The 25,346-nt window shown below is 69.1% G+C and carries 12 protein-coding genes and 1 pseudogene; 3 read left to right on the top strand and 10 right to left on the bottom strand.

Features of this window, described 5'->3' with window-relative positions; all coding sequences use genetic code 11:
* Positions 1-108: 108 nt before the first annotated feature.
* From Poly30_RS20040 to Poly30_RS20000, 8 genes and pseudogenes are all read right to left on the bottom strand, one after another.
* Positions 109-2,640, bottom strand: a pseudogene (locus tag Poly30_RS20040) (protein kinase domain-containing protein).
* Positions 2,641-2,693: 53 nt separating this feature from the next.
* Entirely contained in the window at positions 2,694-3,260 is a 567-nt protein-coding gene (locus Poly30_RS20030; RefSeq protein ID WP_419191380.1) for a sigma-70 family RNA polymerase sigma factor, read from the bottom strand.
* A 201-nt stretch (positions 3,261-3,461) separates the two neighbouring features.
* Positions 3,462-4,514 carry a protein kinase family protein gene (locus Poly30_RS20025; protein WP_145201396.1) on the bottom strand — a complete coding sequence of 351 codons (1,053 nt, stop codon included), beginning with the start codon at positions 4,512-4,514 and terminating at the stop codon, positions 3,462-3,464.
* Positions 4,514-5,182: a sigma-70 family RNA polymerase sigma factor gene (locus tag Poly30_RS20020; protein WP_145201393.1), complete on the bottom strand. Its 669-nt coding sequence runs from the start codon at positions 5,180-5,182 to the stop codon at positions 4,514-4,516. The genes Poly30_RS20025 and Poly30_RS20020 overlap by 1 nt, the downstream gene beginning before the upstream one ends.
* Positions 5,183-5,212: 30 nt before the next feature.
* Complete coding sequence (locus tag Poly30_RS20015; protein WP_145201390.1) at positions 5,213-6,151, bottom strand: metal ABC transporter solute-binding protein, Zn/Mn family; 939 nt, start codon at positions 6,149-6,151, stop codon at positions 5,213-5,215.
* Positions 6,151-7,320, bottom strand: coding sequence for a hypothetical protein (locus Poly30_RS20010; protein ID WP_145201387.1), 1,170 nt, complete (start codon positions 7,318-7,320; stop codon positions 6,151-6,153). The genes Poly30_RS20015 and Poly30_RS20010 overlap by 1 nt, the downstream gene beginning before the upstream one ends.
* Positions 7,317-8,030 (bottom strand): ABC transporter ATP-binding protein, encoded by a 714-nt coding sequence (locus tag Poly30_RS20005; protein WP_419190409.1) that lies wholly within the window; start codon positions 8,028-8,030, stop codon positions 7,317-7,319. The genes Poly30_RS20010 and Poly30_RS20005 overlap by 4 nt, the downstream gene beginning before the upstream one ends.
* A complete protein-coding gene (locus tag Poly30_RS20000) occupies positions 8,020-9,414 on the bottom strand; it encodes a hypothetical protein (RefSeq protein WP_145201384.1) in 1,395 nt (464 codons plus the stop codon). The genes Poly30_RS20005 and Poly30_RS20000 overlap by 11 nt, the downstream gene beginning before the upstream one ends.
* A gap of 239 nt (positions 9,415-9,653) precedes the next feature.
* Between Poly30_RS20000 and Poly30_RS19995 the strand changes: the two genes are divergently transcribed.
* Both Poly30_RS19995 and Poly30_RS19990 read left to right on the top strand, forming a co-directional pair.
* Positions 9,654-12,047: a M28 family peptidase gene (locus Poly30_RS19995; protein WP_145201380.1), complete on the top strand. Its 2,394-nt coding sequence runs from the start codon at positions 9,654-9,656 to the stop codon at positions 12,045-12,047.
* Between the two features lie 5 nt (positions 12,048-12,052).
* On the top strand, positions 12,053-13,564 hold the full coding sequence (locus Poly30_RS19990) for a sulfatase-like hydrolase/transferase (protein ID WP_419190408.1): 1,512 nt from the start codon (positions 12,053-12,055) through the stop codon (positions 13,562-13,564).
* A 341-nt stretch (positions 13,565-13,905) separates the two neighbouring features.
* Here Poly30_RS19990 and Poly30_RS19985 read toward each other — a convergent pair whose 3' ends face one another.
* Positions 13,906-22,032 carry an MG2 domain-containing protein gene (locus tag Poly30_RS19985; protein ID WP_145201374.1) on the bottom strand — a complete coding sequence of 2,709 codons (8,127 nt, stop codon included), beginning with the start codon at positions 22,030-22,032 and terminating at the stop codon, positions 13,906-13,908.
* A 140-nt stretch (positions 22,033-22,172) separates the two neighbouring features.
* Here Poly30_RS19985 and Poly30_RS19980 point away from each other — a divergent pair, with 140 nt between their 5' ends.
* Positions 22,173-23,624 carry a hypothetical protein gene (locus Poly30_RS19980; RefSeq protein ID WP_145201371.1) on the top strand — a complete coding sequence of 484 codons (1,452 nt, stop codon included), beginning with the start codon at positions 22,173-22,175 and terminating at the stop codon, positions 23,622-23,624.
* Positions 23,625-23,649: 25 nt separating this feature from the next.
* Here Poly30_RS19980 and Poly30_RS19975 read toward each other — a convergent pair whose 3' ends face one another.
* Positions 23,650-25,266 (bottom strand): hypothetical protein, encoded by a 1,617-nt coding sequence (locus Poly30_RS19975; RefSeq protein ID WP_145201368.1) that lies wholly within the window; start codon positions 25,264-25,266, stop codon positions 23,650-23,652.
* Positions 25,267-25,346: the final 80 nt, after the last annotated feature.

Raw genomic sequence — 25,346 nt, 5'->3', positions numbered from 1 at the left:
TAGCATGAACTTTGCGGCGATGTTTCGGACTGGACGGGGAAGCATGGGGTTTTCTGGCATGGATTCGGGGTGTCGTAAAGGAAGCGAGTACGGGTACTGTGGAGCGGTCTATTCGTGGGTATCGGGCTCTACGCTGAGTGCCGAGGTCTGGGGGAGAGACGCGACACCGCTTGATCCCGTTCGACGTCTGAGTTCCAGCGCCATCGCATCGAGCCATTTACGAAGGCTCGTCGTGGCGGCTGAATTCAGATCATCGGGTAGGTGGTGCGCAAGGTCTTCCACTCGCCCCGGGTGCAGCGCGTTGCCCTTGAGCATGTGGAAGAGAGCGCTGATGATTCCATCCGCATTGTCTTCTGAGATGGCTTCCGCGATGGCCTTCAGGGACTGGACCTCCGTCGAACGCGCCTCACGGGAGTCCGGGGGCAGTTCTTGCAGATGAGCGAGTCCTCGGCTTGCGAGCCTGAGGCTTGTGTCCTCTCTGCCAACTTCGGAAGGGCGAAGCGCGCCATCGATGTCAATCAAAGCTGCCAGCACCAAGGAGGTTCGTGAGAGCGTCGAAGTGGGAGGTTCCGGTGGCCTGGACAGAAGTGCACGCGCCGCTTCGTGGTTGCCCGCGAGAAGTTCAGCGCGGATTCTGTACTCCCAGATCGTCGTATTTCCCGGAGCGCGCAACGCCGCCTCTCCCAGAAACATGCCCGCGAGATCCGCGTCGCCGATGCGGTGGGAGGCGAGTCCTGCGTTCTCCAGCGTCGGGTGCGTCTCGTCCGCCAGCGCGAGGCCTTTGCGCGCCGCCGAGATCGTCGCTGAGTAGAGCTCCTGATTGAGCAGCATCAGCGTTCGAATGTGAAGGCTCATGGCGCTTGGACCCCCGAACTCGTTGTCTAGCTCTTCCGCCTTCGCGAGAATGACATCGGCGGCACGGAACAGGTCATCTCGCTGCTCCTGGGTGTCACGCTTCATCCTCTTCACCGGCAACGCTTCGAGCATCAGGCTTATCTCCCGCGCGTGCCGGACATCCTGGAGTTCGTCCGAGCTGAACTGCTCGTAGGCCGGGCCGCCCTGGTCAACGCGTTGCAGAGTGAATCCGAGCAGGTAGTGATCTTTAGCCGTTCGCGGCTCGGGCAGATCCTCGAAGCTGATAGCCGGTGGGGCCTCGGCGTCGTCCGCGATCGCCTGGAATCGCTTTGCCAGCTCCACGGCGAGCGGCGTTTCCGTCTCGTCGGCAATCCACGCCATGTCGCGGGCAGCAGCGGCGCGGTCCCCTTGATCGAGAACGAACGCAGCTCGTAGCATTCGCGCTGGGATCGGGTCCACGGGTGATTCGATCAGGGCGTCAAGCTTCCGCATGACGGATGCGCGCCTCGCGTCGTCCGTGATCTCTCTGCTGATCGGCCTGACGAAGTCCAGGGAAGCAGGCACGTGCTGCCACGCCATCCGCCCGCGCTCCACGGCCCTTGCGTCCGACGCCTGCTTCACCAGGAAACCCGTCGTTCCCAGTACGAACAGCACCGTCGCCGCCACCGCGCCCTGGACCGTCCGCGAGTGCCGCGCTTGGCGTAGCAGTCTCATCGTTCGGGTGACCGGGCGTGCGCTCACCGGGCGGTGGTCCAGAAAGGCCTTGAGGTCCTCGACCAGTTCGCTGGCGGACTGATAGCGGCGCTTCGGGTCACGCTCCACGCCGTGCTCGACGATGGCGACCAGGTCCCTGGGCAGACCGGAACGGACGCTCGCGAGGGGCGGAACCTCCCGCGTCGAGAGGGCGCGCAGTACCTTGGAATGGGTTCCGTCGAACGGCGCTCGCATCGCAAGCAGGTGGTAGAGCGTCGCCGACAGTCCGTAGACGTCGAGGCCCGGCTTCCACGGCATCCGCTCGCCGAGGACCTCGGGCGCCATGTAGCGCGGCGTGCCTACCGACGCCCCGGTGCGCGTCAGGTCGTCCTCCGTATCGAGTGCCGCGATTCCAAAGTCGAGCAGGACCGCCTCGCCGTCCGCTCGGAGCATGATGTTCGATGGCTTGATGTCCCGGTGGATCACCTTCGCAGCATGCGCGGCCTCGAGGCCCTCGCCGATCTGGATCGTCCAGCGAACGACCTGGCGCACGTAGCTCTCCTCGGGGAGCGACGCGATCGCGAACGACTCGGGGATCTAGGCTGTATCGACGACCACTTCGGTCTCGCTCCGCCGCTCCGCTTCCTCGAGCAGCTCCGACAGCGCCACTCCGTCGATCAGCTCCATCACGAGGAACGGCGCGCCGCCCTCCGTGAATCCGCGGTCGTGGATGGCCACGATCGAACGGGACTGGATCGCGGCCAGCGCGGTCGCCTCGCGCTCGAAGCGCGCCGCTCCCTCGTCCGCGGAGACGAGTGTTCCGTGGAGGATCTTGACGGCCACGTTCCGCTGCAGGCTCGCATCGCGCGCCTGGTACACGGTTCCCATGGCCCCAGCGCCGATGCGCCGGACCAGCTCGTAGCGCGTGCCCAGCACCGAACCCCGCAGGAAGTCCGCGCCGTGGCGCAGCGCGTTCACCGTCGACAGGCGGTTCGCGATCCCGACGGCTTTCTCGACGGCGTCGCGAGCCTCCGGATGCTCCGCGCACAGGGCCGTGAGGTCCACCTCGCCGTGGTCGGCGAGCTGCTCCATGGCCTCCGCCACGAGGTCGGTGACCAGCTCGTTGTCGACGTCTCCCGTGGAAGTCACGCGGTCTCTCCAAGCTGCACGGCAAGCTTCGCCTGCGCCGCATAGAACGCCCGCCTGACCGCGGAGATCGATCCGTAGCCGAGCTGGTCTTTCAGCTGATCGAAGGTCTCCTGGTCCTCGAGTCGCGCCCGCAGCAGCAGCTGCTCGCGCTCTGGGAAAGTGGACAGAACGTCGAGGAAGTGCGTCAGCTCCTCCTGGCTCGCGGCCTCGTCGAAGGGCGTCCGGTTGCCTTCGGCCACAGGTGTGTGGTCGATCGGCTGGCCGCGCCGTCCGTCCCGTCGGGCCGCCTGGTGGAAGCGGATCGCGTCCATGATGCGATTCCGGACCATCATCGCCAGGTAGCCACAGAATGCGTCCGCCGTCTTGCCGCCGAAGGCGTTCAGGTCCTGGACGACGCTTCGGAAGACCTCCTGGACCACGTCCCCGGTGCTGAATCGGGATCGAAGCCAGGGGCGGTGCATACGGATGTCGCCAGCCAGCTGCTGATGGACCATCTGCTCGACCGTCGGGTAGAAGCGACGGACGAAATGGTCGACGGCGGCTGGATCGGCCTTCCTTGCCAGCTCCAGCTCGCGCTAGAACTCCTCGGGAAACTGGTTGCGTGGATCCACGGTCATGGGGGGGGACTTGGAGGCGGCAGGCGGGGGCATCACGTACACGGCGGACAGTCTCTCGTGATGGTTCGCAGAAAGTCGAAGAAGAATCCGAAGGGTGGTTCCTGGCCACCTGGTCCCCTCGGAGAGCGCTTCAGAGCAGCGCCCCGCTCAGCGGGGCGAGGCTCTCAGCCACGAACGCAGACCTCGAAATAGCCCCCTCGGAGGCACGCGTTTCGCGAAATGGTCCAGTTCCTCGGCCAGGACAGCGGCAGAAGCCTGTCGACCCGCGGGCTCGGGGGCGCATGCCCGCTGAGCGATGGACTCGAGGCCCTTGGGGATGCTTCTGTCGATCTGGCGGGGCCCGGTCAGGTGGTTTGCCCCTGCGTCTCGGGCTGTTTCGATCGCCGGACGAAGCGTCAAGAGCTCGTAGAGGAAGAGCCCGATCTGCTGGACATCCTCTCGCGCCCCATCGGAAGGAGGGTACGCGCCAGCGGGCGGGGGGGTGGCCAACCGGAAGGCCAGGGATTGCAGCCACGGCTTCCCGGACCCGTCCAGGCAAACATCGCCAGGATTCAGGCCCTCGAGGCGAAGTCCACGGGTGCGGGCGACCTCGACGATGAGCGCGATGGTCCGAACGATACGGGCCAGGTCCTGGAAGGTCAGAGGACCACTGGCGCCAGCCGCTACCGCCCTGGCGGACCGCCCCGGGCCTCCCCGCTGATCACGCATTCGCGAGACGGTTTCGGAAAGCGTCTCGCCATCGATAGGTTCCGTGGCGACGTAGATGAGCTCTCCGAACTGCCCCACGTCGAGGACAGGCACGACGTTCGCATGATCGAACTGCGCAACGCGCTCCAGGTCGCGGACGCGCTCGGTCAGGCGGGACTCGCCAGAGCCCTCGGGCGCCGGAAGGACGTGCAGCGTCACCCAGCGCTCCAACGCCTCGGACCAGGCGAGGTAGGCATCGCCCTTCGAACCCGGAGCCAGCCGCCGGTAGATATCGTAGCCGGGGAGGTCGTCGAGTGGCGCGCGCGGCGCGGACGGCGGCCCGCCAGGACGCTTCGGGCGCAGGACCAGGATCATCGAGATGAGCTTGTGAAGCTCGTCCCTCAACTCGTCCGGCGCCTCGGCCAGGAAGGCTTCCAGGTCCAGAGTCCCCTCCGCGGCGACGCGGCGCTCCGCCTCGTCCACGTACTTCGCCAGCTCTTCTTCCCTGGCCACTACTGGGAAAGTTCGAGGTCCGCCGTGATGGCCTTGAGCCGCGTCAAGGCCCGAAGATGGCGCATGCTGGCGCCCGATTCCGTCACGCCGAGGAGTGTCGCGATCTCTTGATTGGAGAGCTCCTCGTAGTGCCGCAGCATCAAGACCTCGCGGTCGTCCTCGCTCAGGCGTTCGAGGGCCACGGCGACCGCCTCCCTCTGCTCGATCCTCCTCAGCGCACCGGTGGGCGTCGTGTGCGACGACGCCAGCTGATGAGCGATCAGAACGGTGGTACAACCGAGGGCCTGGCGGGGCGAACGCGCCTCGCGACCTGCGTCGCGCTTGAGAGCGCCGAGGTGCTCCCGGTGGAGCCGAGCGATCACCTGGCGCGTCAGGAGCCGAACCCAGAGGAAGAACGGCAGCCGCTCTTCCGATTGCGCGTTCCGCTGCTCCAGGTACTCGCCGATCCTTCGGGCGACGTCGAGAAAGGCCTCCTGAAGGACGTCGTCCGGGCCAAGGCGCGCCGCGATCCGAGGGTCGATCCTCGCCTGGGCGATCCTGCGGAGCCGGTCCGAGTGCTGCGAGAGGAGATCACCCAGCAGCGTGGTGTCGCCCCGCGCCGCCGCGTCGAGGGCTCGCATCTCCGCGTTCGATTCCATCGGGCCGCGCGAATCCGCTGATTCATCCATGTGGGACCAGACTACCCGAGCGCCCGCGATTCAGCGCGGGGCAACTGCTGCGCTGAGTCCCTCGAGGCTCTTCGTCATCCTCGAAAGGAGCGTCGCGCCGGAGCCCTCCAGCCCCAGGTCGACCCGGACCGAAGTGAGGCCCAGGCCTTCCTTCGCGATCTTCTCAAACGGTGCGTCGATCGGCCCGAGCCAGACGAGCACGCCCGCGTGCCCCGGTTCGGCCGCCGCCTGTTCCAGGAGGGCCGCCGCATGGTCGTTGCGCTCCCCGCTGGCCTCGATTTCCAGCAGCGTCACAAGGAGCGGCGCATCCGCCGCCCTCGCCACGTACTCCAGCCCGTGGGCCACCGCGAACAGTCTTCGGCCGCCGACCCGCTCCTTCAAATCGGCGATGGCAGCCTCGTACGCAGCGACCTCCGCCTCGAAGGCCTCGTGCCGCTTCACAGCCTGCGTCGCGGCGTCCGGGGCCTCGGGCGCCTCGAGGACCCCCGCAAGCATCTCGCCCGCCCCGTGCACCATGGCCCGCAGCTGCGCAGGATCCGTCCAGACCGTCAGGACCACGCCCCCGTGGCTGTGGGACGGCCCCTGCCCGTGCGTGTGGGAGACCGTCGCCGTCGCGATGAAGGCGTCCCTGGAGAGACCGTCGCCGAGCGTGATGGTGCGGCTCGGCGGAAGCCCCGCGCGCTGCGCCCAGGGCTCGAACTCGGCGCCCATCAGGAGGACCCGTCGGGCGGTGACGAGGGAGACGAGGTCGGCGTTGCTCGGTGACCAGCCCCCGGCGCTCGCGTCCGCCCCCAGCCGTTCCACGAGCCCCGGCCCCACGCTGACCTCGGCGATGAGCTCGGCGGGCGCGGAGGCGACGGTCACGACTTCACGGATTCCGGCGCGCTCGGCGCCGGGAGCGGAAGCGCCGCCGCAGGAGAGACCATCGAGCGCGACGGCGAGGAGGAGAGCGAAGCGGGGTACGGGCATCAGAACGAAGCGACGAGGTCGGGCAGGAATCGGAGCGTGAGGGCGGTGGCGGAAACGCTGAGGCAAGCGGCGACGACGAGCGTCCCGACCACCTCCAGCGCGATCAAGGTTCTGGCGGCGCTGCGCGGCGCTCCGATTCGATCGAGCGTTCGCATCTCGGCCGTGCGCAGCCTGGACGAGAGCAAGAATACGAGACCGACCAGCGCCGCGGTCGTGACCACGAGGAAGAGGCCGACGAGATCGAAGAACGCCTTGACCCTGAAGACCACGCCGAGGAGGTCGTCGATCACCGCGCTGGGCGTCACGGCCTGCAGGGGCATGCGCGCGTTGACGCCGCTCTTCAGGAGCGTCGCGTCCTTCGTCGAGCGCGGGACCGCGAGCACGGCCGTCAGCGGCAGAAGCGACGTGTCGCCGTGGTAGTGGAACGACGCCTCGTTGGCCTCGGTGACCTCTGCGTACTCGATCAGTGCGCCGCTCACGGAAACGGAGTCGTCGGTGCGCGACAGAACGAGCGCCTCGTCGATCTCCTCGGCCTCCACATGGCCATGCGCGATGCCCTCCAGGACCCACGCGGTTCGAACGTCGCAGAACACGGCGCCGTCGTCGGGGCCGCCGGTCTTCGCGTACACGCCCGAGATGCGCATCTTCAGCGCCGGAGGGCGCGCGATGTCGTAGAGCTCTGTCGGGTCGGAGTAGAGGAAATCGCCGCTCTTCAAACCGAGGTCTTCGGCGACGGTCGCGCCGAGCGTGCACGCTCCGATGCGAAGCGGGTCGCTGCCCTCGGCGAGGCGCAGGTCGCGGAACTCGGCGTACTCGATGCTCGTGGCGACGACGGGAAAGCCGCGGGCGGTGAAGCGCTGGTGCAGGGGGATGCAGGTGGCTCGATTCTCGGCCTGCAGTTCGTCGAGGGCGCGGTAGCTGATCGTCTCGATGCGCTCGGAGGGGCGGAAGTAGAGCGCCGCGAGGGTGAGGTCGTAGCGGTTCCCGGGCGCACCGATCAGGAGCGGCGTGGAGTTGGCTCGCGCGCGCAGGTCGGTGTTGTAGCGCCGGGCGAGAACGCCCGCGGTCAGCGGGACCCAGAGCGCGAGTGCGATGCAGAGGATCAGCAGCGCGGTGCGCGCGCCGTGCGCGCGCGCGTGTCGCCAGGCCAGGTACAGGAGGCCGCTCACGGCTGGGCCTCCCCGCGCCGCGCCGGTCGGGCCAGCTCCCGAACGTCGATCACGCGATCGAATCGCCCGAGCAGAGTGTGGTCGTGGGTGACCATCAGCAGCGCGGCCTCGTGCTCGCGCGCTTGTTCGAGGAGCAGGTCGAGCACCGAGCCAGCGCTCTCCGGGTCGAGGTTGCCCGTCGGTTCATCGCAGAGGACGAGCGAGGGCGAGGTCACGAGCGCGCGTGCGATCGCGACGCGCTGGCGCTCGCCCTGGCTGAGTCGGGCGGACACGCGGCGGAGCAGCGGAGCGATCCCGAGGGCGTGCGCCAGCCCGCGAGCACGCGCGGCGCCCGCGACGAGGTCGCCTCGGCCGAGTCGGATGGGCAGCAGGATATTGTCGAGCGCATCGAGGTAGTCGAGCAGCTCGAATTCCTGGAAGACGAGGCCGATCTCGCGCGCGCGGCGCGCGCGCCGCGCGCTTTCGTGGAGCCCGTCGATGCGCGCGCCGGCCAGTCGGATCTCGCCAGCATGGGGCGTCAGGATGCCGGCGAGCAGGTGGACGAGCGTCGTTTTCCCCGAGCCGCTGGGTCCGATGCAGGCGACGGCCTCCCCGGCGTGCAGCCGGAGGCTGGACACACGCAGCTCGAAGGGGGCTGCGTCGTCGCCTCCGGTCCTGCGCTGGAAGACGACGTCTTCGATCTCGGCGGCGAGCGCTGTGTCAGTACTCACGCGGGCCTTCCTCGATCGTGGTCTCGCCCGAGGTGGCGGCGCGCCAGCGGTTTTCGTTCCCCATGTCGAGGTCACTCAGCGGAGCCGAGTCCACGCGTCGCTGCTCGATCGGCTGGCTCGCGGCGATCCGCCATCCGTCGTCGCCCGCGTGCACGGTGTAGCGCGCGATGTACTCGTTCGTGCGCGTGTGGGCGTGGCCCCAGTGATAGACGGCGCCATCGACCTGCCACTGGCACTCGAGGCGGAAGCCGACACGCTTCTGGCGGCCGACGAGTCCGATGTCGCCGACGGTCATACGGTCGTGGCGAACGGCGGTGACCTTGGCCACGGCGCCGCCTTCTTCCTGGAGCACCAGGCTGCGATAGACGTCGTCGTAGAGCGCCGAGAGGAGCTGCCCGTCGACGCTCTGGGCGAGTGCGTCGTAGACGGCGCTCTCGTCGGTGTAGTCGAACGCGCGGTAGATGTTCTCGTGCAGGGGCTCGAAGATCGCGAGGGCCTCGGCCTCGGTCGGAAGGTCGACGTCGCGCGCGCTGAGCTGGAGGGCGACGAGCGCGGTGAACACGACGGCGAGAGGACCGAAGAGCGTCCGTCGCAGGGCGCGCGGGCCTTTCAGCACGCAGAGGAGGGAAAGGACGGCGCCAGCGCCGGCACCCCAGGGCAGCCTCGGCTTCTCGTTCTCGGTGATCGGCGGTACGGCGGCCATGCGATTGCGACCCGCATCGGCCTCGCGGTGCCACGTGTACTGGGGCTCGCTCTCCTTGAGCGTGATGACCCGATCGACGCCGCCCGCGGCGAAGCGAGCGAGGATCTCGATGGAGGGGGTCTCGCGACCCTCGACGGCGATCTGCTCGTTGGCGGGCCAGATGCCCCAGGTGACGGAGACGCGGCGCGGCGGACTCTTGCAGGGGTAGCGCAGGGTCAGGCGCGTCTTGGCCACGGCGGTGGCGCCGTACCGGACGAAGTGGGGGAAGAGGCTCGGGTCGCCGGGGTCGAACTCGAAGTCCCTGCCCGGATCCGGGGCGATCGGCTGGACGACAGTGCCGTCGATCGTGACCTCGTTCTCACTTCGGAAGAGATCGAAGAGGGCGGTCATGGCGTCGGGCGCCTCCGCTGCCGCGAGCGTGGCGGGGTCCTCGCGGGAGGCCGCGGTGGTGGCGTCCAGGAACGCGAGGTTCGTGATGACCTGGAAGCGGATCTCGTCGTCCTCTACCGCGATCCGGAGGTCCACGTCCGGGCCGTCCTTGGGGTCGACGGCCTTCGCGGAGCGTTCGCCCGCAGCGAGGGGGGCCAGCGCCGCACCGATCCAGACCATGAGGATCCAGAGGGCGACGGGCGCGGGGCGTGGCCCTACGGGCGAGGACAGCGGTGGAGGGGGAGAGGGCATCGGGTGGTCGGGACGAAGGGGCGCCAACGGTACGAAACGCGTCTGGCCAACGTCGAACTTACGCTGGTTCCATCTGCCGGGGGCTGGAGCGGGGACACCTCGCCCTACGATAGGCACGGAGCCTTCTGCCCGCGACTGCCACCTGTCCCCAACTGTGGGTCGAGCTGGCTCCGGGTTCCCATCCCTTGTCCCTGACCTTCTCCGAAACGTTGACTTCTCTTTCCTTCCCCTCGGGGGTCGTGACGACCTCGGACCGTTTTCCTTCACGGCGCCTGGCGCTCGCGTTCGTCTCGATGGCGGCGGCCGCTTCGGCGACCATGTCCATGGCCCGAGCCACGGGGTACCCGGCCGCTTCTGCGCAGGGCGGTGACGCCGTGGCGGAGAAGCCGCTCACGCCGATGCCGAAGGACTCGATCGCTGGCGACGAGCGGCCGTGGATTGCCGAGGCTCTCGCCAACGTCTCCGAGGAGGTCCGCACCTACAACGACCACCTGACGATCCTGGCGAGTCCCTGGATGGAAGGGCGGCTCCCCGGAACGCCCGGGATGGAGCGCGCCATGGAGTACATGGAGTACTACTTCCATCAGTACGGGCTCCAGGCTCCCTTCCCGAAGGAGGTCGAGAATTCGGACGGGACGATCGCCGTCCAGTCGAATGCCAGCTACCGGCAGCCGTTCCGCCTCGGCGCGGTGGCAACCGTGAAGCGCGCCGTGCTGGAGGTGAGGGGCGGCGCTGGTATTGAGCAGCCGGAGTTCGAACACGGCGCGGCGAAGGATTTCACCGTGACGACGCTGGGGAGCGGCGGCTCCGTCACGGCGCCCGCGGTCTTCATCGGCTACAGCATCGACGGCGGGCCGAACGGGTACACGAGCTTTCCGGATGACCTCGATCTCGAAGGGAAGATCGCGGTGATGCTGCGCTTCGAGCCGATCGGCCCGAACGGCTGGAGTCAGTGGCGCAACGGTGAGGAAGGTTGGACGGGTCGGACGGCTTTCACCGGAAAGATCCGCGCGGCGGCCGATCGGGGCGCGGCGGGGATCCTCATAGTGAACCCCCCCGGGACGCAGGACAAGCGCGCGCAGCAGCTGCGCCCGCCCGGCGGGACGGCGTCGAGTCTTCAGAACGTGCCCGTCCTTCACATGACGACCGAGGCAGGGGAGCGACTCATCGCCCAGGCCTTTGGGGATCGAACCCTGGAGGATGTCAGGCGATCGGCCGACGCGGGCCAGTTCGCGCTTCCGTTCCCCGGTGAGATGCACATCGAGGCGAAGATCGAACAGGAACAGACGCGGGCCGAGAACATCGTGGCGGTGCTTCCAGGCAAAGGGCGCCTCGCCGATCAGTACATCACGATCGGCGCGCACCTCGATCACCTCGGGATGGGGCTCTTCGGCTCACGTGACAATGCGCAGGCTGGAAAGAAGCTGCATCCCGGTGCGGACGACAACGCCTCGGGCAGCGCGGGGATTCTCCTGATCGCGCAGAAGATGGCCGAGGCCTACGCGCAGCATGGTGGCGATCTACGCTCCATCGTTTTCCTGGGGTTCAGCGCCGAGGAGTCGGGGCTGCATGGGTCCCAGTACTACGTGGAGAACCCGGTCGCTCCCCTGGAGAAGCATATGCTGATGATGAACTTCGACATGATCGGCAGGATCACGGAGAAGTCGCTGTCGCTCTCCGGGTTGGAGACAGGGCACGGGCTCGCGGAGTTCGTGATGCCGATCGTGGAACGCTCGCCGCTGAACGTCGTGGCGAAGGGCAACCCCAAGGGCGCGAGCGATCACACGAAGTTCGAGGGCGTCGGCATGCCGGTGCTCTTCGCGATCATCGAGAACTTCCACGGCGACTACCACACGCCCCAGGACGTTTCCTCGCTGATCAACCGCGTCGATGCCGTGCATGCGGCGAACCTCTTCTACGACATCGCGATGGCGGCGGCCGAGCGACCGGACACCTTCCTCTTCAAGCCTGGCTCCGAGCGGCCTGTGGAGGAGTCGGACAGGGCCAGGGGGCGGACGGTCGGCCCGTCGGTGCGACTGGGCGTGAGCCTGAGCAACCCTTCGGACCTGGTGGTCACCGGGGTCAGCCCCGGTTCGACGGCGGCAGAGGCGGACGTGCGCGCCGGCGATACGATCGTCGAGTGGAACGGAGCGCCGGTGACGGACCTGCTCGCGCTGCTTCGCGCCTCCAAGGTGGGTGACGAGGTCGCGCTGACGGTGATGCGGGAGGGACAGCGCGTCGTGCTGGAGTCCGTGCCGCTGCAAGCGCGCGGAATTTCGTCCACGCCGAAGTCCCCGGCGAAGCCCACGGCGGAGCCGCAGGCGTCCGTGGCCGCTTCGAACTCGCCGCGTGCGGGCTCCCGGGTCATGTTCGGCATCCGGCCGGTCTACGGCGATACGGCGGGTGGCGTGCTCGCGGAGAGCGTGACGGCCGGGAGCCCGGCCGCCGAGGCCGGCCTCAAGGCTGGGGACCGCGTCCTTAGCTGGAACGGCGAGGAGATCGATGGAGCCCGAGCCCTCGGCGGGCTGCTGGGCGGCGCGAAGCCCGGCGACGAGATCCAGATCGTGATCGAGCGCGATGGAAAAGAAATGACGAAGAAGGTGACGCTCCGCGCCCGCGGAGATGGATCCTGACGTCCGTGACGAAATCAGATCCCACATCGCGGGCGACTCGTCACTCCGAGTCGCCCGCGCTTTTTTTGCATGGCCCGTCGTCCCGTACCGGCGCCGGATTTCACCTCCTTTTCCTCTCCGTCGCGGCGGTGCTGGTGGGTTGCGGGCCGGGTTCCGAGACCCGGGCCGCCGCTTCCGCCGAGTCCAGAGGAGATGGGGGCGGCCGGGCCCTGGTGCCGCGGCCCGATGTGCTGCTCGTGGCGGTGGATGGGCTGGCGCTGTCGGACCTCTCGGCGTTCGGCGGGGCGCTGGCCGATACGGTGGGCTTCGACAGGCTCAGTGAGGAAGGCGCGGTGTACGTGGATACGTTCGCGCCGTCGCCCTGGCCGGAGGAGGCGCTGGCGGGCGCCCTGACCGGGCGAACTGCGGCGCACCTGGACGGGCAGCCCTGGACGCCGTCGCTGGCGGAGACGCTCCAGCACGACGGCTATCGGACGGCCCTCGTTCTCGGACACGAGCAGCACCTGCCGCACCTTCTGCCCTCGGGGGTCGCTCCGGTGACGCGGGCGCAGGCCACGGTCCTCGAGGCGGCGGCGCCGATCCGGGAGGGAGAGCCCGTTCCTACGGTGCCCGGGTTCGAGCGAACGCTGCTTCCCGAGGAGGCGCGGTCCGTGGTGGGGGCGCGGGCCGACGACGTCGTGTCGGCCTGCATCGAGTGGCTCGAGAGCCACGCGGAGCCCGCGTTCCTGCTGGCGACGTTCGGGGATCCAAGGCCGCCGCACCATCTCTATCGGGGACTCGTCCCCGCGGCCGATATCCCCTACGAGGGCCCGATGAAGGCGGGGCTGAGCCACGCCGAGCTTCTGCGGATGCGGGATGAGTTCACGGACGAGGATCGCCAGCGCCTCGCCGAGCTGCACGCGACGGAGGTGGCGATGGTGGACCAGGCGTTCCGCCGTCTGGCGGGCGCGATGATCCAGCGCCGAGAGACGCCACCGGTCTTGATCGTGATCGGCCTGCGCCCTGCCGCCTTGGGCGAAGGGGGCCGCTACGGCCTGATCCCGTCCTTCATGCCGAACGCCCTTCAGGTCCCGATGCTGATCCGATTCCCGGAGCCGCTGGGCGAAACCCCCGAGGCCATCGCGCTCCGTGCGGCAGAGCTTCGCGGAGACGTGGAAATCCAGGCGAGCCTGATCGACTTGACCCCGACGGTCCTGGACGCGCTGGGTTTCGAGCCGCGCTACGACCTGGAGGGCCGCTCCCTGTTCCCAGGCGCGGCCTTTCAACCCCGTGCCACCTTCGCGATGACCCGAAAGGGAGTGCGCGGCGGAACGCTGATCGAGGGCAACAGCGCCGTGAGCGTCCAGCTAGCCCCGCTGACGCTGACCTACCACACCCGCCCAAGCCCGTCCGACCCCTTCCACTCCCTGCCCACCCCAAGCTCGAGAGAGCTAGACCTGCGCCAACCCCTGGCCCGCTACCTTGAGTCCACAGGCACAGCCAGCGCCACCGAACTCCTGAACCCGAAGAAAAAGTAGCCCCTCCCCACCCAACACGTCCACACCAACCCCCACCGTTCCGGAACGGACGGACCAGGTACAAACGTTCCGGAACAGACGGACCAGGTACAAACGTTCCGGAACGGACGGACCAGGTACAAACGTTCCGGAACAGACGGACCAGGTACAGACGTTCCGGAACGGACGGACCAGGTACAGACGTTCCGGAACGGACGGACCAGGTGCGGACGTTCCGGAACGGACGGACCAGGTACAGACGTTCCGGAACGGACGGACCAGGTACAGACGTTCCGGAACGGACGGACCAGGTGCGGACGTTCCGGAACGGACGGACCAGGTGTGGGCTTGTCGGGTTGGGGCTATTTGGCTTGCTGGACTTGGACGCCCATTCGGGTTCTTTGGACGTCCTCGTCGACTCGCTGCTGGCGCTGGACTCGGTTGAGGTCGTTTTGCTCCAGGACGTTGCTCAGGTAGTTGGTGTTGCTCGCTTGGGCTGGGAGTGGCTTCGGGGAGGGGGTTTCTGGGCCCGCGGGGTGGGTGCTGCCCTCGAACGCGAAGTGGTGCTCCGGGGGCGCTCCTTCTCGCGCGGGTCGCGTGGCTCTGGCGATCACCGTGACTCGGCCCCGCAGGCCGTCTGCCGTCGCCACGCCTCGGCGGTCCGTCTTCAGGGACTCGACCTGGCCCGACGTCTCGCCCAGGATTCGAATCGCTGCCCCCTCCGCGAAACCACCCGTCGAGGACAGCATCGTCTGCACACGCACCGAACCGTCGCCGGGTAAGACCACGTCCAGCTCCAGGTCCGTCGCCAGCAGCAACGCCGATCGGTGGATCTCCCCGCCGCGCAGCATGGCCAGGTACGCACCCGGACGCTCCAGCTGAACCTCGATCTCGGCCTCCGCCGGCCGAAGGACCGAGCGCTTCACCTCGATCGACGACTCCAGCGTCGGCGTGACTCCCGCGAGATCCACCGTGGTGACCTTGCTGAGGTCCCGCTCGCGCAGCGCCAGCGTCAAGAGATCCACCGGGTAGACGAGCACGTTCACCCGCTCGATTCCCTTGTGGTCGAAGCGGATCTTCGCCGCCTCCCCGGGGCGGACTCGCACCACGTCTTCCTCCAGCTTCAATCGCTCGGCGCGAAGCTCCTGAAGCGCCGCACGCGCGTCCGCGAACGCCTGATCCACGCGTTCGTAGTACGCCTCGGCCTTCCCAGGCTCCCTCCGCGCGTGGAAGATCTGCGCCAGGATATAGAGCGCGAGATCACGGTTCGGCGACCAGCGCGTCGAACCGTCCTTCGACTGGAAGGGCTCGCTGGCGATGCTCTCCAGGATCTCGACCGCGCGGCGCTCTTCGCCCTGCGCGTCGCCCGCTCCGACGTTCGACCAGCGCGCGACCGCCTCGGAATAGCGGAACGAATCCCGATAGAGGGGATCCTCGAACGCACGCCCGAAGAGCTCTGCCCGATCGGCCGCGCGATCCCACTGTTCCGCCTGGGCGTACGTCGCCACCAGCGCGAGCCCCGCGTCCGCCGCCACGGTGCCCCGCCGATCGCCGATCGCCACCTTGCGCCGCATCCGCGAGATGCCCTGGAGCACGAGCGCGCTCCGCTGAGCCGCTGTCATCGCAGGCTCGCCGTTCGCGTCGAGCCCGCGCTCGATCAGCCGGTTCGCGAGCGCGAGGTCCGCATCGTCGGCGGCTGGCGAGTCCGGGTAACGTCGCCAGATGCGGGCCGCGAGTTCGCTCGCTCGCATCCACTCACCCGCACCGTCCAGGGCGCTGGCCACGCGCAGGTCCTCACCGAGCGTCTCATCGATCACCGCCTTGTAGAGCAAGTTGGAGCGCAGGGGCTCCCCGATGCTCCGGTAGGCCGCCGCGATCCGCAGCGTATCGTCGAACGACACGAAGAGGTTCGGGTCGCGCTCCTTCAGGATCTCGAACCAGTCCACGAGACTCCGCTCGTTGCTGCTGCCACCCGCGGCCTCGGCCTTGAGCGACGCGAAGAGCAGCAGCCGCGCGACCTCGGAGAGCGCCGCCGGCCGCAGCTGAGGCTTCCACTCGGAGTACAGCGGCATCAGCGCATCGAGCGCCTCCGTCATATCACCGTCTTCGAAGGCCAGGCGACCCCGCGAGAGACGCTCGTCCGGCGTCGGGCGGTACGTTCGCCCAGAGGCGCCACCCGGCGCTTCACCCGGCGCGTACACCGTCAGCGTCGCTTCCTCTCCGTACACGACGAACGCAGGATCTTCGGCGCTCCGGAGCACCGGCGCCCCTAGTGTCCAAACGCCAGGCCGTGTGCCGGTGATCTCGATGACGATCTGCGCCGTGCTCGTCGTCGAGCCGATGCCGGCGATCAGCACGCCGTCTCGGATCTCCGGCGAGAAGAAGTCGCGACCCGCAGACGGCGCCACGCTGGCCACCACGCCAGCGGGAAGCGGCACCTCCAGGAAGAGGTCGTGACGCTGCTCCTCACCCAAGCCGGCTGGCACCTGGAACCTCACGAGGACTCGCCCGGACTCGCCGAATCCGAGGCCTTCGATCTCATCTTCCCAGCGCGCCGTCGCCGGAGCTTCCACCGCGCCGAAACCCTCGGCGAGCGCCCGGCCCTTCCAGCGCGGCAGCGGCCCGCGCAGATCGACGGCTCCCATCCGATAGGGGAACCCTTCGGCAGGCTCCGGCGGAGCGTCGGCGTGACCCTCCAGCACGAGCGCGTAGTCGAGCGCGGGCCCGCTGATGAGCTTCAGCTGGACCTGCACGGCGCCCTTCGCGCCCTCGGGAAGCAGCAGCGAAACCTCCCTCGTGCCACCGTCGCCGTCCGCGGGACGGATCTGAATGACCTGGGGCTTCCCACCGGCCACCGCGACCTCGAACGTGACGGGGCGGTCGCTGGCGCTGGCCAGCGCCCCCGCACTCACCTCGGCCGCCACAGCAGTGCCCAGACCCACAGGATCGATCCAGGGAAGCTGGGCGCGCAGGAGCTCGGCATCCGCTTCCGTCAGCGCGCCTGCAGAAGCGCGGGCCAGGACGAAGAGGGCCGTTCGATCGAGCCGCGACGCCGCCGCCATCCTCGATCCGCCTCCGGACCCAGGGGCGGCAAGGCTCGCCGCCACCTCCGCGGCCATCGCCTTCTTGTTCGCCGCGACGAGCGCCAGCGTCAGAACGGCACCCGTGTTCCCGTCGAGCCGCGCGCGCTCGCGGTGCAAGCGATTGAGCACGAGGTCGTTGCCTTTACCACCGGACTCCAGCGCCCAGCAGAGAAGCGCCCGCTCCTCGTCGTTCGAAGCTGCCGACAGCTTGGTTTCCGCGATGGCGAGGCCTCCGCCCCAGATCGTTTTCGGGATCACCCGTCCAGCCCTCCGCGCTGCAGCCAGCGCCAGGATCGCGCGCGCCGTCGTCTGGCTGTCGCTCGTCTCTTCGGCTCGGCCGCGCCAGCAGCCCGCGTCTCGGCTCCATCCGCCGTCGGCGCCAACGCGCGACACGAGCGCACCGACGAGGCCGTCGCAGCGCGCGCCGAGCGCCGCGATCGTGGCCGGAGCGAGCCCCCCGGTTCGACCGGCGGCTTCCAGCAGCAGCGCCGCTCCGTAAAGCTGGCTCGCGATGGCGAGCGCGCCCTGACCGCGGATCCGGTTCATCGGGCTCGCGTCCCCAGGAACAGCGCGCCAACCCATCCCTCGACCGAGCGCCGTATCGACGAGCCACTGGGCCTCCGTCGCGCCCGCCACGAGCGTCAGCTCAACGGGTGCGGCTCCGTTCAGCTCCAGGTCCACCGCTGTTTCCGAAGTCAGCCGGCCTGCCGCCGTATCGCGCAGCAGGTAGCCCGCGGGCCTCACCGCGCAGCCCCGGATATCACGCGCAGCGCCTTCGGGCCCGCCCGCGATCGCCGCGCTGAACTCGAGCTTCAGTCCTCCGCCCGCCGACACAGGCGCCAGTTTCTCGAAGGTGTAGGCCAGCCTCGATTCCCCCGCACGCAGCACCGACTTGCCGCGCTGAACGGACGCGCGCGGAGCCTCGATGGCCCCGCTGCTGTCCGGTGCGCCGACCGGGCCTGTCACGATGAGTTCGAAATCGACGGTGGCGTCCGCTTCGAGCGGCGTCTCCAGGGTGAGCACCCCACGGAGCTGCGGCTCATCGCCTTCCCTCAGGTAGGGAGGCGCATCCAGCACCGCGACCATGGGGGACCGCGTCACGATCGCCGACTCGTGGGTGCCGAAGCGATGGTCCACCGTCACCCCGGCGACTCGCAGTCGCCAGGAGGCCTCGAGTCGCGGCATCGGGATGGTGATCCGAGCGACTCCGTGGACGTCCGTCAGGATCGTCGCATTCCAGTACGCCGTCGGGTTCTCCAGTCCCACCTCGGGCGCGACCGCGCCGCCAGCCATGGCAGCACCGAATCTGCCACCATGGCGACCTCCCGCCCCGCCGCCCGCGCCCTGTGCCGCACTGCTCATGCGCTTCCGCATGGAGGGTGCGGGGGACGGCGCAAACTCCAGGCCCTCGACATCGAAGGCGGCCATTGGCGCGTCCTCGGCTTCCTCGAGCGCCTGGCCAACGTTGAGGCGCATGTCATCCAGCGCCGCCGCCGCCTCCGCGCGCCTGCCTTCTTCGAGGATGGCCGCGTCGATCTCCTTCGTGATCGCCGAATAGCGAAACGTGGAGCTGGCCGCCGACACGAACGCGGGCGTCCGGCTCCCTCGGATTCCGAACACGTCCTCCAATGAACTCGAACGATCCGGATACGCCGCGAGAAGGGCCCGATCGACGAGAGCGACGCTCAGCTCGGCCTGCACCGGATTCCCGAGCCCGTCGGTGGCGCGCACGACGATCTCGGCCGCGCCCTCGGGCGCCACGGAACGCGGAGCTTCCACGGTGATCTCCAGTGGCCGCGTCACGCGGAAGGTCGCGCTCCGTTCGTGGAACGCTCTCCCGCGGATCGCCGCGATGGAAACCTGGACGTCGGGGACGTGCGTCGCGTCCGCCGCGAAGGCCAGCTCGTTGACACCCGATGCGAGGGAGAGGACTCGGTACTCCAGCACCTTCGATCCCGTGATCGTCATCAGCGCGAGCCCGCCGCTTTCGGAGCGATCGACCACGCGGACCACGCCGCGGTCTCCCGCGCGCAAGGACGTGTCCGTCGCCAGCACGCGCAGCGGCTCGACGTCGTCCGCGCCCGCGACCTCCAGCGAGCACTGGTGGCTTACCTCGCGCCCGAAGCGATCCCGGGCGGTCGCGACCAGCGTCACGTGGCCGCCAGCCTCCGCCGAGACCGCCACGTTCGCTTCGCCCTTTGCGTCCGTCGTGACCGTGGTGTCGAGGAAGCGCTCCTCCGCGAATCGCCCTGGGCGGGTCGGGTAGCGACGCGTGCCCACCAGGCGAACCTCCGTCGGCTCGGTCTTGCCGTCCGGAGCGACGGCGCCCAGCGTGGCGTTGAAGGTCTCCCCGGCCAGCACGACGTCCTGCTCGACGTGGACGCGGACGGAGAGCGCCGAGACGGCCACCTGGATCGCGATCGACGCGCTGATCCCCTCGTCCTCGGGGAGCTGCGCCCGGAAGCCGAGGGTCTCGCCCGACACCGCCTGCTCGGTCGAGTAGGGGAGCGTGGTTCGGCCGTTCGAATCCGTCTCCGAACGCGTTTCGATGCCCCTCGGATCGGTCCAGACGACGGAGGCCCCCGAGAGCGGCGCGCCCCAGGCGGTCTCGGCGGTCGCCACGATCTCCAGCATTTCACCGCGTAGAACGACCGTCTGCGCGGAGGTCAGCGCCAGCGAAACGCGTGGCACCTCGATCTCGCCGACGGTGAACTGCCGGACGGCGCTGGCTCCGACCGGTGAGGTCGTGCGGATCGTCCACGTTCCACTCGGTGCCGCCGCGTCCAGCTCGAAGCGGCCGCTCAGCGTTCCATAAATGCTCGTCTCCTCGAAGTGCAGCCGCGCGATCGCAACGCCCGTCGGCGCGATCAGTTCGGTCGTGAAGCGCTGGCCCGCCGCCACCTGACTCGGCGTCAGCGCCGGCATCTGCCAGGCGCCGTCCTGGACACCGCGAAGCACCGCGCGGAACCTGATCTCATCGCCGGGCCGGTACGCGGTCCGGTCCAGCTGCAGATCGGCCCGCGGCTGAAGCACCACGGCGGTCCCCCGTTGTTCTCCCGTGAGGCGCGTCGCCGCGACATGGCCGCCGCGGGCCGCAAAGACCCTGGTATCGGCACCGAACGGATTCCCTTCGGGCGCCCGAAGCGAGGCGACTCCGTCGGCATCGGTGGTGATCATTGCGGTCTCACGCTTCCCGTCGCTCTCGTAGGAAACGGTCACCTCGACGCCGGGGGCCACCCGCGAGTTCCCGTCTCGATCCGTCTCGGTGACGAGCACGAAGACCTCGGCCTTCGACCGCTTCACGATCAGGTCGAGCTCGCTTCGGAGGACGAGGGTCGTCGCGCGCTTGCCGGCCGCGACCACCGTGACGGCGTAGACGCCAGGCTCCCGGTCGTCCCCGCCGACCGGCACCCTGATCTTACGAGAGAGATTCGCGTACGCCGCGTAGCCCTCGATGGGCACCGTCGCTTCGACGTCCGGTGCGATCAGGTCGAGGTCGAGTCGCTCGATGCCTTCGGTGGTTCCATGGCGCTGGAAGTACTGGCCGAGATCGAGGCGCACCGCCTGGACCGACACCTCTTCGATGTTCCGCGCGTCGACGTCGACGACGAGCGGCTCCCCGGGACGCACGAGGCCGGAGGTCCCGACGACGAGGAGCGTCTCCTGCATCTCTCGCAGCCGCAAGAGCGCGCTACCGCGGGAGCTTCCGACGACGCGCTGGTAGAGGGCGATGGCGCGGCGCGGATCCTCCAGCCGGTTCTGGACGAGTTCCGCGGCGTGGAAGAGCGACCGCCCGCTCAGCTCCGGGTCCGAGTTCGCGGTACGCCTCGCGAGGTCTTCGAGTCGCTCGACCGTGGCGCCGTAGAAGGGGCGTCGGGCGTCGCTCGGCTCGAGTGCCATGAAGCGGTTCGCGTACGTCTCGCGCAGGGTCGCCCACTGGAACAGCGCGTCGCTCGCGCGGTGATCGAGGGGATGCGCGTCGGCGAACGCCAGCAGCGCGTTCTCCGCCGCCCCCAGGTCCTCGGGGTTCGCGTCTGCGCTGACGTCCAGCCACGACGAAGCGCGTCCGAACGAAGCGCTGACGAGACCTTCCTGCGCGGCGTTCCAGTCCTCTGCGCCGGGGTGCGAGGCGACGTAGCTCTCGAAGGACGCGATCGCCTCCGCATGGCGTCCCACGCTCGCTTGCAGCGAAGCTCGACGGAAGAGGGCGCGCCGCCCGATGGCGGGCGCGTCGAGCCGTGGTTCGTTCGTGTGCCGTTCGATCATGCGCAGGAGCGGCTCGAGGAAGACCAGCTCGTCGGCCGTCTCCTCGGCCGGGCTGCCGTCCGCGGGGTCACTGCCCCCGAAGTCCTGCACGCGTCTCCAGGCGGCGAGAGCCTCGTCCGTTCTCCCGATCTCGCCATAAACCTCCGCCATGCGCATGGCGTAGCGAAGCGCCGCTGGATGCTGTGGTTGCTCGACCAGAAGCCGCTCCCACGCATCGATGGCGAAAAGGCTCTGGCCCTCGACGTGCCAGGCCTCGCCCAGGAACGCGAGCGCGTACCCGCGAAGCACGCCCGACGCCCCGGAGTTCATCAGCGAGTCGCGCGCCTCAGCGGCTCGGCCGAGAGCGAGCTTCGCGCGGGCGGCGACGATCTCGGCCTCGAAGGCGAGGGGGGACTTCGGCTCTTCCAGCTCGCCGACGGCGGTCGTCCACTCGACCGTTGCCTGCCAGTCGCCCTGCGCGAGAACGAGCCGCGCCATCGCGAGCGCCGTCCTGCGCTGGAACTCGGGCGAGGTCTTCAGCCTGTGGGCTTCCTCGAGGAGCAGCCGAGCCTTCTGCCTCAGCTGCCCGCGCGCCTCGTCCGTCGGAGCCGACTCTGCGCGCACGCCCAGCGCTTCGGCGGCCTGGACGAGTTCGCCGCCCAGTTCGATCCGACGCTCGGCGCTGCGAAGGGCCGTCGCTTCCTCGCGCAGGATCACCTCGGCATCGGCTTGCTGGCCCAGAGCGCGCGCGATCTCGGCGCGCTCGAAGCGAGCCTTCGCCACCCAGGGGCTCTCCGGAAAGCGCGCTTCGAATCCATCGAGTTCGCCCTTCGCGGCCTGGAGATCGCCCTTCTGCTTCCAGGCTTCCCCGCGGTAGACGGTCCAGGCGTCCGCGTGCTGCGGGGCCGAGAGACCGAGCGCGTCGAGTGCCCGGAGAGCGGCTTCCGTGTCGCCGAGGAGGAGAGCGTCGATGACCTCGTCGGACGGGGACACGAGCGAGCGGTCCGAAGCGGCCTCCGGGTCGATCGGGGAGTGGGGCGCGGCGGGGGTCTGGGGCATGGGAGAGGAGGCGGCGGGAACGGCGAGGGCCGACACCATGCAAACGGCGGAAGCCAAGATGGCGGCGGAGGCGGCGGCGCGGAGACGGTGAAGCGAGATCATGGTCGGGGGTACGGTGGATTCGGGTCCACGTTCAGCGAAACACGCGGAGAATGTGTCACCGCCAGGTCACGGGGTCGAACGGAGCAGGTGCGCGGGGATGGACGTGCCCGGGGCGCTGGCCATGGGGTAGGCTGCTGTCCATGGTGAGTCGACTGAACGCGCTGGTGCACCTTTGCCTTTTCCCGTTCGCCTGCACGGCGGGACCCTGGATGGGCACCGCGGACGCGTGGACCGCCGGGATGGGCGGGTTTTCTTCGGCGCCCGGGGCGCTGGCGCCGGGGAGTGGCCCCCTGCGGCGATCCAATCCCGCGCAGGCGGACCTCGAGGCCCGCGCCGCCCGGCTGATCCAGGTCGTGTCTTCCCTGGCGGGTGAGGCCGTCGACGCAGGACCGATTCGCGCGCGCGCAGGCGCCGTCCGCGCGGGCGCAGACCGCTCGGGATGGTTCGACGAGACCTCGCGTGAGCTGATCGTCCAGCCGGGCCTGGCCGTCAGCACGGATGATGCGCTCTTCGCCATGGTTCAGGCCGAGCTACGGTCGAGGCTCGGCGAGCCAGCCTCGCCCTGGTTCGAGCGCGGTCTCATCCATGGCCTGATGGGAAGCTGCGCCGGATTCAGCCTCTCCGAGATCGAGAGCCGCACCGCCGAGGTGAAGCCCGGGGAAGTGCTCGGGTTCGTGGAAGCCCGCGGTCGCCTTCCCATGGCGCCAGCGGAAACCCGGCTCGCGCGCAGCCTCCTGGTCGCCACGGGTCAGAACGTTCGGGCGGTCTGGCCCCTGGCCACGACCCCGGAGTCGGAGTTCCTGCCGAAACTCGAGGCCGCGTGGGACAAGAGCTTCGATCAGTCGCCGATCGAGCCCAGGCTCGCGTACCCACGCTCCGTGACCGAGGGCGCGTACGTGTCGCTCGACCTTCCGGCGGAGATCGGACGCGAACTCGCGGGCGACCTCGCGCGGCTCGGTGACCTCGGCTTCGCAGGGATCCTCCTGGGCGTGACCGTTCCGGTCGAGCCGTTCGGCGGACCTTCGGATCCAATCACGAGCGAGGGCGACGGCGTCCTGATCTCGTTCGCGCGGCTCGCTCGTGCTTCTGGCCTCTCCGTCGTGCTGGCTCCGCGCTTTCCCACCTCGGCGGCGCCACTCGACGCGCCAGCGATCGAGGCGGCTGGCGTGGCGCGCGGGCGCCGCGTCGAGGCTCTTTCCTGGCTGGCGGAGCAGGCGCTCGTCGACGGGATGATCCTCTTCGAATCGGACGAACTTCTGCAGCCCGAGGGCCGCGCCCTTTCGCCCGAGCTGCGCGCGGCGCGTCGGGGTTTCCGGAAGCGGTTGCTGGAGGACTCGCGGCCTTTCTCCGGCGATCGATTCGCCTTCGCCGACGATGCCGCGACGTTCGAAAGCGCGCGAGGAGAGAACCTCGGCGCGGACTTCGAGGGAGCGCTCGCGGTGATCCGGCTCAAGGTCGGTCAGGGAGCGGTGATCGAATCACCGTTCCTTCGCCTGGTGGGAGCCTGGAATCAGGGCTCCGAAGGAGCAGCGGCCGGAGGGCTCAGGGCACAGTCCGATGAAAGCTTGAGGGCGCTCGCCGGCGATCGCTGACTCGTCTGGCGCCGATCGACCGGATTCACCGCGTGTAGACGAGCACGTCGAGGCCGAAGCCGAAGGGGGTGGAGGTGTGTTGCGGAAAGCGCTTCCGAAGTACCTGCATGAGGTGCTGGTTTCCGGGCATGGAACGGCAGATCACGATGACGCGGTCCGCGTCGTCGAGTCGCTCGACGGATTGGACCGTGAATTTCCCCTCCAGCATCGGCTCGCGCTCTGGCGGCGTGCCGCTGGCGAGCCTGGGCGCGTAGTAGTCCCAGGGCTGGCCCTGGGGGAAGAGCGCTGGCTGCCATTCGACGGAGATCACGCGCGTGACCTCCTCCGAGGGAGCGGTCTTCACCTTTTCGAGCGCGTGCGCGACGGCGCCACGGAAGTCCTCGGTGGCCGGGTTCGCGAGGTGCAGCGCCACGAGCACCGTGGCGAGGAAGAGCGGCACGGCGGCAATCGCGCCCGCGACGCGGCCGCGCGCCCCGAGGGCGAACAGCACGGCCATGGCGCCGGCGGAAGGGAGCACGTAGTGCCAGGTGAAGCCCGCGCGCGGCACGTAGAGCGCGACGGCCCAGCTGAGGACCGGTACGGCAAAGGCCGTGGTCGCCATCAAGAGCACGGGCGCGCGCAGCTTCTTCGAAGCGAGCGCGAGGCCCAAGCCGCGAAGCGCGATCAGCAGCACGAGCCCCGCGCCGCCGATGAAAGCGATCCGTCCGATCGGCCCGCCGAAGCGGATGTTGTGGAAGAAAAGCTGAACGAAGGCCTCGCCGAGCGACTGGAAGCGGACGTCGTCGCCCCCTGGCGGAAGGTTGTGCCTGAGCTGATGGAAGAAGCCGGTCACGGCCCAGGGCAAGGAAGCGACGAAGGCGACGAAGGCGGCGATCGAGTACATGCTCAGCGCGACCCACTTGCCCGTCACGAGCGCGACCACCACGAAGGCGCCGGTCAGCACGCCGAAGTACTGGATGGCGAAGTAGTGCATGTGGAACGCGGCCGCCGCGGCGAAGGCGAAGGCCAAGGTGGCGCCGAGCATCGGCTGGCCTCCCGTCTCCTCGTCGTCCCGCACGAGCATCGTCATCGCCGCGTAGGTCGCGATCGTGACGCAGAGGGAGAGGCCCGCGTACATGCGAGCCTGGGTACCGTAGTCAAAGTGCAGGGTCGACGCGGCGAGCATCGCGGCCGCCCAGATCGGGGCATGGGCGCGGCTCCAGGCGGAGCCGCGCGGCTCTTCCTCCGACCTGCGAACGAGGCTCCCCGCCCACGAGGCGACCAGCGCGATCTCGAGCAGCCCGAAGAGGAACGCGGGCGAGCGCAAGGCCCACTCCGCGCGGCCGAACGCGGAGGCCGCTGCCCCGATGACGAGGAACGAGAGCGGGGGATGGTTGTCCCGGTAGAGGCCCTCCAGGAACGCGTCCCAGTTCGCGGCGGTCGCGTGGTAGTAGCTGTGGAACTCGTCGAGGACGAGGCTCCTGGAGAACGCGTATCCGAGGCGCGTGGCCACTGCGAGGAAGAGCACGAGGAGGAGACCTCGCCGGGCAGCACCCAGGCCACGGAAGTAGCCCCGCAGGGACTGGCGGACGGAGGGGCGAGTGGGGGGCGTCGACGGCTCGTCGGGCAGAATCGCGCCCTGGGCTTCCTTGGATTCGGTCATCAATGTGGGGCCCTGGGTTGGCGGTTCGGGGCCGTATGCGGAGATTGTGACGCGAGAATGGGCGCTGGCCCCATGGCTCG

Origin of the sequence: Saltatorellus ferox (assembly GCA_007751475.1) — a bacterium.
In the GTDB taxonomy this organism is placed as follows: Bacteria; Planctomycetota; UBA1135; order UBA1135.
Note: the sequence above shows the minus strand (reverse complement) of the source record. Positions and strands in the feature narration are given on the sequence as shown.

Coding starts and splice junctions, on each gene's coding strand:
- Poly30_RS20020 (WP_145201393.1), bottom strand. CDS start 5,182: ATGGATGAATCAGCGGATTCGCGCGGCCCGATGGAATCGAACGCGGAG.
- Poly30_RS20015 (WP_145201390.1), bottom strand. CDS start 6,151: ATGCCCGTACCCCGCTTCGCTCTCCTCCTCGCCGTCGCGCTCGATGGT.
- Poly30_RS20000 (WP_145201384.1), bottom strand. CDS start 9,414: ATGCCCTCTCCCCCTCCACCGCTGTCCTCGCCCGTAGGGCCACGCCCC.
- Poly30_RS19985 (WP_145201374.1), bottom strand. CDS start 22,032: ATGATCTCGCTTCACCGTCTCCGCGCCGCCGCCTCCGCCGCCATCTTG.
- Poly30_RS19980 (WP_145201371.1), top strand. CDS start 22,173: ATGGTGAGTCGACTGAACGCGCTGGTGCACCTTTGCCTTTTCCCGTTC.
- Poly30_RS19975 (WP_145201368.1), bottom strand. CDS start 25,266: ATGACCGAATCCAAGGAAGCCCAGGGCGCGATTCTGCCCGACGAGCCG.